The sequence below is a fragment of the Thermodesulfobacteriota bacterium genome (genome assembly GCA_035559815.1).
Classification (GTDB): domain Bacteria; phylum Desulfobacterota_D; class UBA1144; order Nemesobacterales; family CSP1-2; genus DATMAT01.
The window spans coordinates 34842-49693 of sequence record DATMAT010000056.1; the positions used below are offsets into that span (position 1 = coordinate 34842).

The 14852-nt window shown below is 47.5% G+C and carries 12 protein-coding genes and 2 pseudogenes; 2 read left to right on the top strand and 12 right to left on the bottom strand.

Annotated elements, in window-relative coordinates; translation table 11 throughout:
- Window positions 1-33: 33 nt before the first annotated feature.
- The 5 genes and pseudogenes from VNN20_14060 to VNN20_14080 all read right to left on the bottom strand — a co-directional run bounded on the left by VNN20_14060 (window position 34) and on the right by VNN20_14080 (window position 3870).
- Window positions 34-495: pseudogene (locus VNN20_14060) on the bottom strand (site-specific DNA-methyltransferase).
- A 559-nt stretch (window positions 496-1054) separates the two neighbouring features.
- Window positions 1055-1285: pseudogene (locus VNN20_14065) on the bottom strand (type II toxin-antitoxin system PemK/MazF family toxin).
- Window positions 1286-1377: 92 nt separating this feature from the next.
- Window positions 1378-1626, bottom strand: a complete 249-nt coding sequence (locus VNN20_14070) for an AbrB/MazE/SpoVT family DNA-binding domain-containing protein (protein HWP93315.1) — start codon at window positions 1624-1626, stop codon at window positions 1378-1380.
- 101 nt (window positions 1627-1727) lie between these two features.
- Entirely contained in the window at window positions 1728-1886 is a 159-nt protein-coding gene (locus tag VNN20_14075) for a DUF433 domain-containing protein (GenBank protein HWP93316.1), read from the bottom strand.
- 91 nt (window positions 1887-1977) lie between these two features.
- A complete protein-coding gene (locus tag VNN20_14080; protein HWP93317.1) occupies window positions 1978-3870 on the bottom strand; it encodes a heavy metal translocating P-type ATPase in 1893 nt (630 codons plus the stop codon).
- 682 nt (window positions 3871-4552) lie between these two features.
- Here VNN20_14080 and VNN20_14085 point away from each other — a divergent pair.
- Together VNN20_14085 and VNN20_14090 are read left to right on the top strand one after the other, a co-directional pair.
- Window positions 4553-4948, top strand: a complete 396-nt coding sequence (locus tag VNN20_14085; protein HWP93318.1) for a cytoplasmic protein — start codon at window positions 4553-4555, stop codon at window positions 4946-4948.
- Window positions 4949-5205: 257 nt separating this feature from the next.
- On the top strand, window positions 5206-6711 hold the full coding sequence (locus VNN20_14090; protein HWP93319.1) for an FAD-binding oxidoreductase: 1506 nt from the start codon (window positions 5206-5208) through the stop codon (window positions 6709-6711).
- 182 nt (window positions 6712-6893) lie between these two features.
- Here VNN20_14090 and VNN20_14095 read toward each other — a convergent pair whose 3' ends face one another.
- The 7 genes from VNN20_14095 to VNN20_14125 all read right to left on the bottom strand — a co-directional run.
- Window positions 6894-7178 carry a DUF4242 domain-containing protein gene (locus VNN20_14095; protein HWP93320.1) on the bottom strand — a complete coding sequence of 95 codons (285 nt, stop codon included), beginning with the start codon at window positions 7176-7178 and terminating at the stop codon, window positions 6894-6896.
- A 239-nt stretch (window positions 7179-7417) separates the two neighbouring features.
- Window positions 7418-8443 (bottom strand): methyltransferase, encoded by a 1026-nt coding sequence (locus VNN20_14100; protein HWP93321.1) that lies wholly within the window; start codon window positions 8441-8443, stop codon window positions 7418-7420.
- An 853-nt stretch (window positions 8444-9296) separates the two neighbouring features.
- A complete protein-coding gene (locus VNN20_14105) occupies window positions 9297-11087 on the bottom strand; it encodes a glycoside hydrolase family 15 protein (protein HWP93322.1) in 1791 nt (596 codons plus the stop codon).
- Between the two features lie 483 nt (window positions 11088-11570).
- The gene (locus VNN20_14110) at window positions 11571-12332 is read right to left on the bottom strand and encodes an SDR family oxidoreductase (GenBank protein HWP93323.1); all 762 of its coding nucleotides are present in this window, start codon (window positions 12330-12332) and stop codon (window positions 11571-11573) included.
- Window positions 12333-13361: 1029 nt separating this feature from the next.
- Window positions 13362-14054, bottom strand: a complete 693-nt coding sequence (locus VNN20_14115) for a hypothetical protein (GenBank protein ID HWP93324.1) — start codon at window positions 14052-14054, stop codon at window positions 13362-13364.
- 4 nt (window positions 14055-14058) lie between these two features.
- Window positions 14059-14442 carry a HEPN domain-containing protein gene (locus tag VNN20_14120; GenBank protein ID HWP93325.1) on the bottom strand — a complete coding sequence of 128 codons (384 nt, stop codon included), beginning with the start codon at window positions 14440-14442 and terminating at the stop codon, window positions 14059-14061.
- Between the two features lie 201 nt (window positions 14443-14643).
- Window positions 14644-14852: hypothetical protein (locus tag VNN20_14125; protein ID HWP93326.1), on the bottom strand; the 209-nt coding region annotated here is incomplete at its 5' end.

Consider the following 14852-nt stretch of genomic DNA (forward strand, 5'->3'; position numbering starts at 1 on the left):
TGCAAATAAAAAATAGAGCTTTATCCTCTTTCCTCATCCACGCCTACTTACAACATCTATGGATTTCCCATTCCCATCAAATAGCAATTGCTGACCCGGCTCAGGCGGGGCCTTGGGCAAGTTCTCCACACGCAGGCTGTAGTCGTCCCTTCCCCATTCGCAGCGCGCAAGCACCGTCTTGGGAATCTTCTTAACCGTAAGGTTGGGATAGCGGTCCGGCTTGCCGCGAAAGGCGGAACACATGACCAGCAGAGTGCGGCTCGGGCCAACCTCGTCGCTTAAGTGCTGAAGCTGTTCGTGGCTCAGGTTCTGAGTGGTGACATAAATGAAGTCGCGCTCAGTGGAATACCCGTGCTGCCAATAAACCGTATCGCTCGGCGCGTAGGTAAACCCCTCCAGCTTACAGACCGCCTCGGCAAGCATAGCCGGATTGAAGGATTTATTGATAACCCAATTGCCCCACTTATCTTTTTCCAGAAGCGAAGGAGCAAGCCGGTTGTCGCCGAAGATAAGGCGGTTATCGAAGATATCGTGGTCAGTAATGCAGTGCGGAGCGTGATAAGACCTTTCCGGGTCTTCCAGGAGGATGTGCGGCTCTAGCCGGGGGTGGTTTTCTTTACCAATCCAGGTAAGTTCTAGTTTTTGCTTTCGGTTCATGGCTTTATTATCCACAGATTACACAAATTAGCACAGATTAAAATAGACGAGGGCAGTTTTCTTATCAGTTTGCCGCGTCATTTATCTGTCATGTCAGAATGTTCCCCGCTTGGGCTTGTATTCGAAAGTATTAATCGGATAACATGCGGGGACAAGCTTTATCGAGCATCCATAGTTTATTTAACCACTTTAAACTTGCTCTAACTTTTATTTTTTCTTTAATCTATCTTAATCTATAGAAATCTTTGGATAAATAGATTATTTGACACTCCAGCGCAAAGTGAACAAGGTCTGTAAGATTGTCCTTTGCTTCTTCGTTCCTTTTTATACCTAAGAGCAACAAGCCCAAGACTTTTTGAATCGGCTTTCTTTTTTTACGCGCGTTTATCCGCGCAATCTATGGATTAAAAAGAATCGGTTCTATCCTCATCAACACCTCATTCAAAAGACTTTCCGGGCACCTGTCAATGAAACTGGCTTTCCTGGCCCGATAGTCTAGCGAGCGTAGTTGATCTGCCATGATTACTCCAGTTACCTTCTTGACCGCTTCTATAGGCACATAGAAAGGATTTCTGCGGGTGGTATTGCTGACTGGACAAACAAAGACAAATCCCATTTTGCGGTTGAAAGCGTCATGGCTGACTACTAGTGCCGGTCTCGTGCCATTTGTTCGTGACCCGCTTGAGGGTCAAATCGCAGGAGGATATTTAGGAACGTACTTCACCAGGCTTCCTTTCCTTCGAGCTTACCCCAAAAGACCTCATCATCAACCTCGTCCACTTTAGCTAACAATTCTTCCAACTTGTATTTAGGTTGACGTACAGGTTCTAACACCAGCTTGCCGTTCTCAATAGAACAGCTCATGCGGTCTTTCGGACTCAGGTTCAATGAATCTACAATATGTTTGGGAATCCTGATACCAAGCGAATTTCTCCATTTGCTTAACTGCAACTCGATTCTGCTTTGCATAAAGTTACCTCATTCCAGATATACAAAATATATCTAGAGGATTAACACAGCTCAATTCAAAGTAATGTCTCGCAGTCAACAATGAGTAAAAATAAGATTCTTCAGTCACGATGCTCCTTCAGAATGACAACTGGCGGGGCGGAATATCGGAGTGCTTCCCGGATGTATTCCGGTTCCAAGTATGGATATGATTTTAAGATTGATTCGGGTGTTTCTCCTGCAGCCAGAAGACCGGGCAGTCGCGAGACAGGAAAGCGCAAGCCCCGAATACAAGGTTTTCCCCCCGCAGACCTCGGAATTTATAGTGATGTGCTGAAAAGTCATTAAATGCATCTACTCAACCGGCGAAAACTAATAATCAGAGAGGGATTTTGGGGGAAAGGATACCCGCAAGGCGTTCACCACCGCCAAGACATCAATAACTTCTTGCAAGATAGCCCCGGCCACCGGAGGCAAGTAGCCCATGGCCGCTAGTACCATGCCAAAGATACTTAAAGCCATCCCTCCTACGGCGCTTTGTAATGCAATAGACCGCATGCGCCTGCTGATATGCAGGAACTCGTCGACTTTCTTAAGGGTGTTTTCCATGATTACCGCCCCCGCCGCCTCCGCAGTGATGTCGCTTTCCTGTCCAAATGCAATCCCCACGGTAGCCGCAGTAAGTGCCGGAGCATCGTTGATTCCGTCGCCCATGAACATGGTGTTTGCCCGCTTGGTTTCCCGACGGACAAGCTCAAGCTTCTGCTCCGGGCTTTGGCTGGAATAAAGCTCCTTGATTCCAACCTGGTCGGCCAGGTATTGCACTTCAGATTCCCGGTCTCCGGAAACAATCATGACCCTCTCAAAGCCGTGCTTGGGTTTCAGGTGGCGTATGAAAGAAGCCCCCTCCTTACGGGGCTGGTCACGAAAATGAAATGTGGCGGCATAAGAGCCGTCGACGACGATTACACATTCAAGCCCTCCCCCCGGTGGCGGCATCCTATCGGCCGCCTCCGGATATTTGGCTAGAAGCTTGCTCCGACTGGTGATCCATATTTTGTGTCCGTTTATAGTTCCGCTCAGTCCCTCCCCCGGACGCTCGCTGATCTCCGCCGCCTCCAGGAGGTCCAGGTCAGCCTTCTTGGCCGCATCCAGTATAGCGCCAGACAGCGGATGCTTGGAATACCGCTCCAGGCTGGCAACGAGTTTAAGCACCTCATCCTTTGTAAAACCGGGAGAGGTAATTATCTCCGTTAATTTTGGACGGCCGTAGGTCAGCGTGCCGGTCTTGTCGAAAATGGCCGTTCGGCAGGTATCTATACTCTCCAGTACTGCCGGGTCCTTGATGATTATTCCGCGCCTGGCTGCGAGCGAAATTGCACCGATTATGGCAACCGGAATGGCTATGAGAAGCGGGCATGGTGTTGCCACCACCATCACCGCAAGAAAGCGAACCGGCTCTCCGCTAACGACCCAGGCTACTATAGCGATAGCCACTGCAAGCGGGGTGTAAAACGCTCCGAGTTTATCCCCCAGCCTTCTTATTCTAGGGCGCCGCTGCTCCGATTCACGCATCACCTGCATGATCTTGGCGTATCTCGAATCAACCGCAAGTTTACTAGCCCGAATGGTCAAAGCCTCGTCGCCGTTGATCGCCCCGGAAAGCACCTCCGAGCCCGGGGTTTTTGACATCATGTAAGGCTCGCCGGTCAGGTAAGACTCATCCATTACCCCGTGCCCCTCGATTACCGTCCCGTCAACCGGGCAAATCTCGTGAGGAAATACGACCAGCGTGTCCCCGATACGCACATCGTCAAGGGGCAGGTCGACAACCTCCCCATTATTTTTTTTAAGATGAGCCACAGAGGGCATGCGCTTAGCGAGTGCTTCCAGGACCGAAGATGCGCTGCGCACGGCATACTCTTCGAGCGCCTCGCCTCCGGAAAGCATCAGTACGACAAGTGAACCAGCCAGATATTCGTCGAGCAGGACCGAGGTGACTATGGAAATTCCGGCTAAGAGGTCGGATCCAAACTCAAACCGAAAGAGCTTTATAGCTAGGTCAATAACCAGCGGAATGCCGCCGAAGACCAGGCTGGCAATCAGGGGCAGTTCGCTCACAGGGAAACCGTAAACCTCGGCGGTCGTTTTTACGCCGAACCGCAATACGAGGTGAAGGGCGATACAGGCAATCGTAAAGAGAGCAATGATTCCTTCCCGATTGCTCAAAATTGAATGGCCTGAATCTGATTTTCGATTTCCCATCCGATTTTCCAACTCGCTTTCCTAACCGGATAATTCTAATTGACTTCTAGAGGGTTGCCACTATTTATCATGGCGAACGATGCGGTTCCCTAAGATTCTTGCCTTCCTTCGACCCTTCGTCGTAGCTCAGGGCAGGCTCTGAGCACTGTAACCCAATCAACTCAGAATGTGCGGACAACCATCCACAAAATTCTGATACAACTCCGTTGAAAATGATTAATGAAATAAAGAGCCGTTCGTCCTGAGTAGTGAGCCTGTCGAACTATCGAAGGACGAATAACTCAAGAACCACATCCTTCGATTAAACTCAGAGCCTGTCCTGAGTTGATCCCCGATTAAATCGGGGAAGGAATGAGCGGATGCACGCATCCGCTGTTAATCAGGAATAAAAGACCCGTTTGCCCTGAGCCCTTCGGCTTCGCTCAGGATAAACTGAGTCGAATGGCGAACACCTCAAAAAATTCTATCCTTTCTTTTTGCGGTGAAGCAATCTCTATATTTTGGATAAGTTTGATCTTGGATATAGAAACGCATGCCATGCACCTATACCCCTATGATTGGTGCTTGCCCTCACTGATATTAAAAATTGCGAAATGAGAGCCTTTATGCTATAACCAATATATCAAAATAACCCGAAGAAACATCAATTAAACAAACCAAGAATAAACAAGGAGGTATCACCATGAAGAAATCGAGCTTTCTTCTAGCCGGTGTTTTCGCCGGTTTGATTTTTCTCTTCTCCGCCAAAGCGGTAATGTCTCAGGACGTGGTGCAGGTGGCACCCGAGCAGTTTAAGGTGTTATTAGAAAATGAGCACGTACGGGTCCTGGAATTCCGAATGAAGCCCGGAGATAAGCAAGAGATGCACACCCATCCGGCAACCGTACATATCGAGATGACCCCAACCAAAGTGAAAATCACCAATCCCGAAGGCAAGGCCGTAGAGGTCGAGGGAAAAGAAGGAGAGGTAATCTGGGTAGGGCCGGTAAAACATACCGTGGAGAACATCGGGGACAACGAGATTCACGGCTATATCGTGGAAATTAAGTCCATACCGTATGAAGAAAATGGACAATAAACCGAAAGGCAGTGCCATGTTGTATTGCAGAGACGCATTGCAATGCGTCTCTACTCGAGTGACGTAAAAGTAAGACAGAGAAGGCAATGGCGCTTTTGTAGATATTTAAACGGGAATCCAATACCTTGTCATTCCCACATGCATTAAGTGGGAATCCAGAGTTAAAAAATGGATCCCCGATTAAAGATTTCGGGGATGACAAACTGTCCAATGCTCCAACATCAACCAGGCAAACAACCCATAAAGGCGAGGTCAGATTGAACCGAAGGGAATTTTTAAAATCGGTCTTAGCAGCATCCGGTGTCATCCCCTTATGGCCCACCGGTTGCGCGCGCCAGTCCACAGCAACTAAAGAAACTTTTTTGTCAAAACCCGAAGGGATTCTGGTAAACGATGTCCATACCGAGCTCAACCCTACGCTCGTAGACCGCATCGTCTATCCCGCTTCCCCCGAAGCAATTGCGGAGGCGATTATCAGCGCAGGCAGAGAGGACAAGGTAGTATGCGTCGCCGGCGCCAGGCATGCCATGGGAGGACAGCAATTCGCCGGCGGCGGAATTTTGATTGATACGACTGCTCTAGGCCGGGTGCTTGCATTCGACCCCGAAAAAGGAACAGTAGAGGTCGAGGCCGGAATACAATGGCCCCTACTGGTCGGCTACCTTCTGAATGCACAGAAGGAAAAATCAAACCAGTGGGGAATCGCCCAGAAGCAGACGGCCGACTGGCTCTCCATGGGCGGATGCCTTGGCTCGAACATACACAGCCAAGCGCTACAGATGAAGCCTTTCATTCAGGATGTCGAGTCCTTCGTCCTCATAGATGCGGAAGGGAAAGAGAGAAAATGCAGCCGGAGTGAGAATGAAGAGCTTTTCAGGCTGGCCATCGGTGGCTATGGCTTGTTTGGTATCATTTACTCCGTTACCCTGCGCCTGGTTCCCCGCCAGAAGATGGAGCGCATTGCCGAGATTATAAGTGTAGAAGAAGTGATGGAAGCCTATGATAAGCGCATGGCCGATGGATTCACTTTTGGAACATTCCTTTACTCCGCCAACCCGAAATCGAATGACTTTATTCGGAAAGGGATCCTGGTCTGTTACCGCCCGGTGGACTCGTCAGAGCCTCTGCCCGACTACAAAGAACTGCCCTCCAACGAGCAATGGATAAATATGCGCTATCTGGCTCATGCCAATAAGGAGGAATATTTCCAAAGGCTGACAAATCTCTACGTTTCCACATCCGGAGAACTCTTCTGGTCAGACACGCATCAGATGGGACTTTACGTCAAAGGCTACCACCATCAGCTTGACCAGATGCTGGGCACTGCCGAGGCATCGGATATTTCATCAGAAGTTTATATCCTGCGAACCGACCTCTTAGAATTTCTAGATGAAGTGCGTGAAGATTTCCGAAAGAACGAAGTGGATTTAATCTTTGGGGATATAGGAGTGCTACCCGAAGATGACGAGAGCTTCTTAGCCTATGCCAATAGGCCCTATGCCCGGTTCAGCTTTCATATCCATACCGTACATAGTCTGGAGGGAATAGAGCACTCAGCCGAGGCATTCCGCCGGGTAATCGACATGGTCATAAAACGCGGGGGAAGCTACTATCTCACCAATCACAAGTTTGCCACGCCGGAGCAGGTTAAAGCCTGTTACCCGCAATTCGGAGAGTTTGTTCGCCTGAAGAAGAAATACGACCCCGAAGAGCGGTTTCAGAGTGATTGGTATCGCTATTACCGGCAGTTGGGGCAAGTGTGAGGTGGGAACGTACCTAAACATCTATTCTCGTTCCTCATACAGTTAAAAATATAATTCGACCAATTGTGGCAATAGATTTGTTTTTTGTACGGAACGCACACCTGCGTTCCGTACATTTGTCCACCCAACAAAGCAGGACCATGAACCGGCATCGCATTTAGAATCCAATACTCCAGGCGGGGTTATCCCTCCGCTGTAGTCGGATCGATAATCTTCCGCAATTGGGTCACCTTCGTGGCAGGAAAGCCGCTTCGCTTGGCATGTTCGTGAATGAGACCCTCGTTATCCGCTATATAAATACAAAACGTCTTGTTATCCGCAACGTAGCTATGCTCCCATTGAATGTTCTTTCTCTCCGCCCGCATTTCCTCCAGTACGGAATTGGACTTATGGGCAGCCTCGCGAAGAGCCTCGCGCTCGACGGTTCCAATTTCGGGGATGTCCCTTTCGATAACAAACCTTGGCATTACTCCTTACCTCCTCTCGTTTTTTACTTATATACATAATTCGAAAAAATTTGTCACAGGTCAATAAATTTGCGGACATATGCGTGACACGGATGATAACCGTCATTCCCGCGGAAACGGGAATTCAGTGTTTAGTTCTTGCTTCTACAATGTGGTGATGTTATAGGGCTAATAACTACTAAACATAACTATTAGTTAATACAAATGGCTTCATTACCGCGCCTGGTTCAATAAAGAGGTTACTTATAAGCGATGGCTGCACTGCAAGGTCCGTTAAGATGTAATACCTCGTAGCTTTTAAACCCGGCTTCCTGGCACCACTCCCAAAACTCTTTACCGGTGAAATCAAACGCATCGCCAAACTCGATGAGCATATTGAGAGACATCATCAAACCGAATGCGTTTTCCCTTCTGGCATCATCGATGATATTCTCCACGGCGATAAATGCACCGCCTTCCGGTAAAGCCTCATAAGCCAGCCTGACCAAATGCTTCTTCTTCTGGAGGTTCCAGTCGTGAAGGATCATCCCCATGGTTATGACGTCTGCTTTTGGCAGAGAGTCCTTAAAAAAGTCTCCCGATACCGCCTTAACCCGGTCGGAGAGGCCCTCTTTGGCAATCGTTTTTTCGGCTATGGGCTGTATTCTGGGAAGGTCAAAAGATACGCAGTGCAGATGAGGGTGCTTTTTGGCTACGGTGATGGAAAGAAGGCCCGTCGCCCCGCCCACGTCACATAAAGTCTTGTATTTTGAAAAATCAAATTTATCCGCCAGCGCCTCAAAGTTAAACCTGGACAGGCCGGTCATGGCCCCCATGAACTGCTCAAGCTGAGGCATGTTTTCATAGAGCAATTCGAAAATCGGCTTTTGCCCATGCTTGGTCTCGCTTTGGGGCTTTCCGGTCTTGAGGGCCTCACCAAGGTCACTCCAATATCTGTAAAGACGGGCATTGCACATTTCCAGAATTCCGCCTATATAACTCGGGCTGTTTTTATCCAGAAGCTTAGATGACTCTTCGGTATTCCGATAGAGAGCGTCCGGTCCATTGCCTTCTCGTTCCAGAAACCCGAGAGCAACCAGTGTGTCGAAGAAATCCCCAATGCCCCGTTTATGTAGTCCTAGTTTTTTCCCAAGCTCTTCCCCACTCATTGCCCTTTTGCCGAGCACGGTGAATAGCTCGAATTCCACTGCGGTTAGCAGAACTTTAGACGCCCAGAAACCGAACCCGATTTCCATGATCTTGGACAGGCCTTTGTTTTCACTCATCTCCCTTTCCTCCTTTTATAACAACCGATGCGCGGGCTTCGACCTATAATCTGCTTTCGAGAGAAACTTACTAAAGACAAGCTTCAAAACTAACTGATTATAACCCAAACGCAAGAGAGGAAGATGCGGTCTTGAAAAGTTGATTAAATGAAACTGCAATGGGCAAACCGTATGGTCTCAACTTGAATAACTAGTTTTGAAGTCTTGTCCCTGAGTGAAGCTTAGGAACAAACTCAAGAAAGGAGGAGCTCATTCTTCGACGGAGCTCAGAATGAACGGGTTTTTTATTTCATAAGCTTTTTCGGCGGATGAGTATCCGCTCATCCTGAGCCCGGTCGAAGGATGGTTTCTGAGGAGTAATTCTTCAAGCCATTAGGGTTTCCGCGGTTATTTTTTCTTTCTTAACATTGTCCCGAATCCTTCGGACTCCACCAAGATAAACTCCCGTGAGGAAGCAGGTAAGGAATCTAAAAAAATTTCGTTACTAAGGTTTCTCCCCCAAGAGATATGAAATCTCACCGGTTCGGAATGAATGGGCATTCTTATTTCTCTTTACCAGCGGATGCAAATCCGCTCATACTGAAGCCCTGAGCGTCGTCGAAGGATCGAAGTATGAATTTAGAACGTAAGGAGTTCGTCCTTCCCCCGGTTAAACCGGAGGACCAGCTCAGGACGAACGGGTCTTTTATTCTTGATTAATAGCGGATGCATGCATCCGCTCATTCCTTTCCCGATTTAATCGGGGATCAACTCAGGACAGGCTCTGAGTGCAATCGAAGGATGGTTTCGATGAGTGATTCTTGAGGTAGGGAATTCTCAAGTTTGAAGTGTACCGGAAAATCGACGCCGACAGTCATCCCCGCCTGTTCCGGGCTGGGCCGCGGCTTACGGACAGGTTACGTGCAGTGTTAACCAATCCAACGTGTGAAAACGCCTGGGGGAAATTGCCCACGAGTCGCTTTGCCTCCGGGTCGTACTGTTCCGACAAAAGACCGACGTCGTTTCGTAAGTCGAGTAGACGCTCGAAGATATTACGGGCCTCGGCGTATTTTCCCTGAAGAGCAAGGTTATCCGCCATCCAGAAGGAGCATATCAGAAATGCCCCTTCCCCCCGGGGCAGGCCGTCAATCTCTGGGGAGGTATGGTAACGATATACAAGTCCGTCTTCCATCAGGTTTTTCCTGATTGCCTCTACTGTACCCACCATACGGGGGTCGTTTGCCGGTATAAAGCCCACCAGTGGAAGCATCAGGAGGCTGGCGTCCACCCGCTTCGAACCGTAGTACTGGACGTACGAGTTGAGGTCAGGGTCAAACCCCTCACGGCAGACCTGGTCATGAATCTCCTGGCGAAGACGGCGCCATTTCTCGACAGGGCCATTCAATCCGAAGTCCTCGACCGCCTTGACTGCCCGGTCCATCGCCACCCATGCCATTACCTTGGAGTGTGTAAACTGTCTTCTAGGGCCGCGCACCTCCCAGATCCCCTCGTCCGGTTCCAGCCAGTCGGTCTCAAGAAACTTCATCATCTCCAGTTGTACCCGCCAGGCATTCTCGCTGGGCGTAAGGCCCAGACAGCGGGCCAGATGAAGGGAATCCATCACCTCGCCGTAGACGTCAAGCTGGTGCTGATTGTATGCGGCGTTGCCAATCCGCACCGGATAAGAGCCTTGGTACCCGGGTAGCCAGCTAATCTCCATTTCATTTAGCCGCCTCTCGCCGGCAAGACCGTACATGAGCTGAATCTCGGAAGGCTTCCCGGCGACCGAGTTTATCAGCCACTCCCGCCAGGCACAGGCTTCCTCCGTATAGCCGCCTACCATAAGGGCCCGGAGAGTGAAAGTAGCATCGCGGAGCCAGCAGAAGCGATAGTCCCAGTTTCTAACACCGCCCAGTTTCTCCGGAAGAGAGGTGGTCGGAGCAGCCACTATGCCCCCGGTTTGCGAATAGGTCAGGGCCTTAAGAGTGATCAAGGAACGGAGAACGGCGTCTCCCCATTCTCCGCGGTAAGAACAACGGCCGGACCAGTTTTTCCACCAATCCTCCGTCTCACGTAGATTAGCTTCAACATCTTTTTCCATAGGCACTACCTTTCTATATGTATGACACCAAACCAGCTCGAAAGGTATCCGCTGCCCCTCCGAAACGATGAAGTCGGCTACGGTGTGCATGTTCTCTCCATGAAGTTCTACATCGGTCCGGCAGTAAAGCGTATCTGGTCCGGCAATAGCCAGTATTCCCCTTTCTATGTGGCGGACCCAGGGGACAATCCAGCCGTAGTCGAAGCGTATGGTTAAATCCATACGCATGGGAACCTGTCCACGTCTCCCTACCACGATACGCATCACATCCACTTCCCCGGAACGCGGCGGCATCCAGTCAATTATGGTAACTGCACCGCTCTCCGTCTCGTAATCGGTTTCCAGGATAAGGGTTCCCGGACGATAGCGACGCTTTATACTTTTGATTTTCCCTGTCGGGGTTATGAGCCATCTGCCGTTCTCCGGAGTCCCGAGGAGAGCGGCAAAGCATGCTCCGGAATCGAAACGCGGGAAGCAGAGCCAGTCTATCGAGCCGTTCTTTGCAACCAGCGCCGCGGTCTCGCAGTCGCCAATCATAGCATAGTCTTCTATAGGTGATGACATGATTAATCCATTCAGGTGAAAACTATGAAGCGCTCAAAGTTAAAGTAAAAGTATAGCAGATTGAGACGAGCCACTTCATTCGTTGTTCTCGTTAAAGAGGATTCACTCCACCTACCATCCCCGAACGTTCCCCTTTTGGTACTCAAGGAAATAAGCTTAATCTGATTCTTATCGTAGAGGCGCATTGCAATGCATCTCTACAGATCTTTCTTTTCGCATTAAACAGGAAGACAAACTTAATCGGGAATCCCATTCCAATTTGTCATCCCCATCCCCCAGTTAAACCGGGGGATCCAGAATTAAATATTGGATTCCCGCTTGTGCGGGAATGACAGGTCGGGGAATTCCCACTCCCCGCGTACACGAGGACAAGCTCCTTGGAATGACAACTCAAAAAACTGTGAGTCCATTGAGTCATAGTCAGCAGTAATCTGAAACCTCTACCAGAGTGATCGGTCTCGGTGATAATGCTCCACAACATCCTCACTTCGCACTCAACCCCCCGTCCACCGAGAGCATCGCCCCGGTCATAAAGCTCACATTGTCGTCGCAGAGAAATAAAACAGCATGAGCAATCTCTTCGGGCTGAGAAAGCCGTCCGATCGGATGAACGGAGATATATCTTTTCTCCGCGGCTTCTTTGTCGCCCAAATCTTCAAAGAGCTTATATACCATTGGAGTATAAACAGTCCCGGTGCAGATAGCGTTCACCCGTATTCCCTTGTCTGCATATTCAAGCGCCATGCTCCGGGTAAGCTGGTTGACCGCTCCCTTAGAGGAGTTATAGGCGGCGAAGTTAGGAGAGGCTTTTAGTCCCAATACGGAGGAGTTATTAACGATGTTGCCGTATCCCTGCTTGAGCATATGGGGAATTGTATACTTGGACATCAGATAAACGCCCCTCACGTTTACATCGAATGTTTCATCCCACTGCTCGGTTGTAGTTTCATGCGTCCTCGCTCTGTGGAGGACGCCGGCGTTGTTGAAGAGTATATCTATCCGCCCATATTTCTTGACCACATAATCGACTGTCTTTTGGCAGTCCTCCTCTTTCGATACATCACTCACCAAATAGTTAATTGCTAATCCTTTCCTCTTAGCCTCCTCCACCGCTTCTTTCAGCGTACTCTCAGTTCGCCCGGTGATTACTACCTTTGCGCCCTCCTTGGCAAAGAGTAGTGCGGTTGCTTTCCCTACGCCTAAACTCCCGCCGGTGATAATTGCTACTTTATCTTTCAGCTTCATCTCTTGCCATCCTTTTTGTTGTTTTTCATGCTTGAATGCTTCCCGATAGAACATCTGGGAACAGGATTAATCGGAGATCAATTCCAATTTGTCATCCCCGAACGCATTAATCGGGGACCCATCTTTTAAAACCTGGATTCTCACTTGTGTGGGAATGACAGCTTTTCACGTTTTTATATTATGGGAAGAATAAGGCCATTATCAATGTAACAGCTCAATAAGTAAAACCCATTCCTAGCTTTGTGGAGAAGGTCAGGATGGGAGTTAAAGTTATACCCCTCCGCCATTGAGAGCCGGAGAAGTAGTCACGGTTTTTTTGATAGGCTATGACAGTTAAAGAGAGCTATATCTAGTTCATTCATATACAATTTGAGCGAAACACATAAACTATAACCTATTGTGAACAAATTATTAAGGTATACTGGGCAGTTATAACATATATCTCATATTATTTAGCAAGTTTTTTAAACCTCACTTACATGGCAAAATTATCTTGAATATAAGCCGTTAATAAGTAAACCTCAAACTTAACTATAACTTTACTTTTTAAGGCTCATCTACTATAGACATAAACTTTGATTTAATGACCCAGGAGATATTGGCTTTGAAATAATTTTGAAGGATAATCGACGATCCAAGACCACTTCAATTCGTATTCACTTACTCGAACATTCCCCTACTAACTGCACGCCGGGACAAGCTTAATCTATAACCCCATTCCCACTTGTCATCTCCGAACGCTCCCCAACCAAAACTTTTGTGGACAGAATTAATCGAGGGACAACTCACTTGTCTCCCGAGCGTTCCCCAATAAGAACATTTGGGGACAGGATTAATCGAGAATCAATCTTTTAAAACCTGGATTCCCGCTTCCGCGGGAATGACAATTTATTCACACCTCTCACATCCAACTCACCTTTTTCTTTATCATGAGAAAAAATGAGGTAATTACCTCCAATGTAATTTGTAAGTACGCAAAGCTTGTTATGTTTATTGTTTGGGCATATCAATACATTTGTGATACTTATTCTAATTATGTAGCTGTACGAATTTTTGCCCATATAGTTTGCTACGTTTAATTAGAGCAGCCTCAAATTTTTTTGATAGACTATTTTCCCCTATTAATCTTAATTGACCTGGAAGTTCCGGACGAGAATAAGGAAATTTGCCTGCACGCAAGAGTCGTTCACGTGCCAAATGAGTTAGCATCGTTATATACTCCTCAAACTTTGCATCTTCATCACCCAACAATGAGAGCTTCATGTATATCTTTTTTGATCTTGAAGTACTAAGAGCAGCTTTTTCTGCTGAGGGAAAAGGAGCCTGGTTCTTCCAACGCTCAGACAAGTTCGTCCAGTAACTGTTTTGTTCAATTACTAAACAACCTAGTTGGATAGCCCACACCAGAAGCTCATGACCATTCGATATAAGTGTATCAATTTTAGAACGTTCATACATATGAATATCAACATCTATAGGAGGATTATTTAAAGCGGGTTTTTTTGAATGATATATTATTAACAAATCTACATCCGCACTATATGGGACCTCCCGAATAGATGAACCAATTGCTACTATAGCATCAAGGTCTAACAGATTAAGAGCGTTATTAAAAAATTTTATACACCAATTCTTTGCATCTTGACTAGGCCATCGGCGTATACAGCCAGTATTTGGTTTTTTTCTCAACTGGAAATTTTGTTTTTGTTCCTGAAAACCCAACTTTTTACCATTCCTTTTGGTTTATTAAAGATTCTATTGCTTCAACGTAATCCTCTATTTGAATTACAATATCTTCAGGATCAAGCTCTGGCATTTCAACATCACCGTAGGCAATGGACTTTCGCGCATTGTTAAGTGTCCAGAGAAGATCACCTATATCTGACAAGCCTTTTTCTTTAGAAAGTCTTTCTGCAACTTTTGATTTGTCATAATGACTAGGTTTTATATTCCAACCAAGTTTTATCGCAGCGGCCTTTATCGCAGCTTCTAAACAATATAACCCATAATGTGATAGATCACCCCAATCAACTGGATCCCATGATGTCTGAACCGTTTCTAAATGCTTCTTGGCAAGTATAAGCAAATCCTCGGCGGTTTGTCTCTTCATAGTATCACCACCCGAAATATTTAAAGATCAGACATATACAATAATAAAACATAACGTCTCGGAAACAAAGCATTATTCTACAGAGATCAATATTCTTAATTAAACGGGTGAAAATTAGAACCTTAATATCAAATTGCCAGAAGTATCTCGCATGGCTTAACAACAATAGTCACAATGTTTAAATAGAAAAGACAGCTCAATCTATAACCCGTTCTCCACCGACCGAGAAGATTTAGCCAAATCCTTTAGCACGGCAGGATCTCCTTGAGAACGGTAAATCCAGAACTGGCACAAGATGACGGAGACCGAGCATACTACCGGGACATTAAAGCCGATGATGTACCAATCAGGCGGTGATTTTACCCATCCATACCCCACCCAGCTCAAAAACGCGAAGAAGAGCATAACCA

What these genes read in the sequence shown, in the direction of transcription:
- VNN20_14070 (HWP93315.1), bottom strand. Translation starts at nt 1,626, where the DNA reads ATGCAAAGCAGAATCGAGTTGCAGTTAAGCAAATGGAGAAATTCGCTT.
- VNN20_14080 (HWP93317.1), bottom strand. Translation starts at nt 3,870, where the DNA reads ATGGGAAATCGAAAATCAGATTCAGGCCATTCAATTTTGAGCAATCGG.
- VNN20_14085 (HWP93318.1), top strand. Translation starts at nt 4,553, where the DNA reads ATGAAGAAATCGAGCTTTCTTCTAGCCGGTGTTTTCGCCGGTTTGATT.
- VNN20_14095 (HWP93320.1), bottom strand. Translation starts at nt 7,178, where the DNA reads ATGCCAAGGTTTGTTATCGAAAGGGACATCCCCGAAATTGGAACCGTC.
- VNN20_14100 (HWP93321.1), bottom strand. Translation starts at nt 8,443, where the DNA reads ATGAGTGAAAACAAAGGCCTGTCCAAGATCATGGAAATCGGGTTCGGT.
- VNN20_14105 (HWP93322.1), bottom strand. Translation starts at nt 11,087, where the DNA reads ATGTCATCACCTATAGAAGACTATGCTATGATTGGCGACTGCGAGACC.
- VNN20_14110 (HWP93323.1), bottom strand. Translation starts at nt 12,332, where the DNA reads ATGAAGCTGAAAGATAAAGTAGCAATTATCACCGGCGGGAGTTTAGGC.
- VNN20_14120 (HWP93325.1), bottom strand. Translation starts at nt 14,442, where the DNA reads ATGAAGAGACAAACCGCCGAGGATTTGCTTATACTTGCCAAGAAGCAT.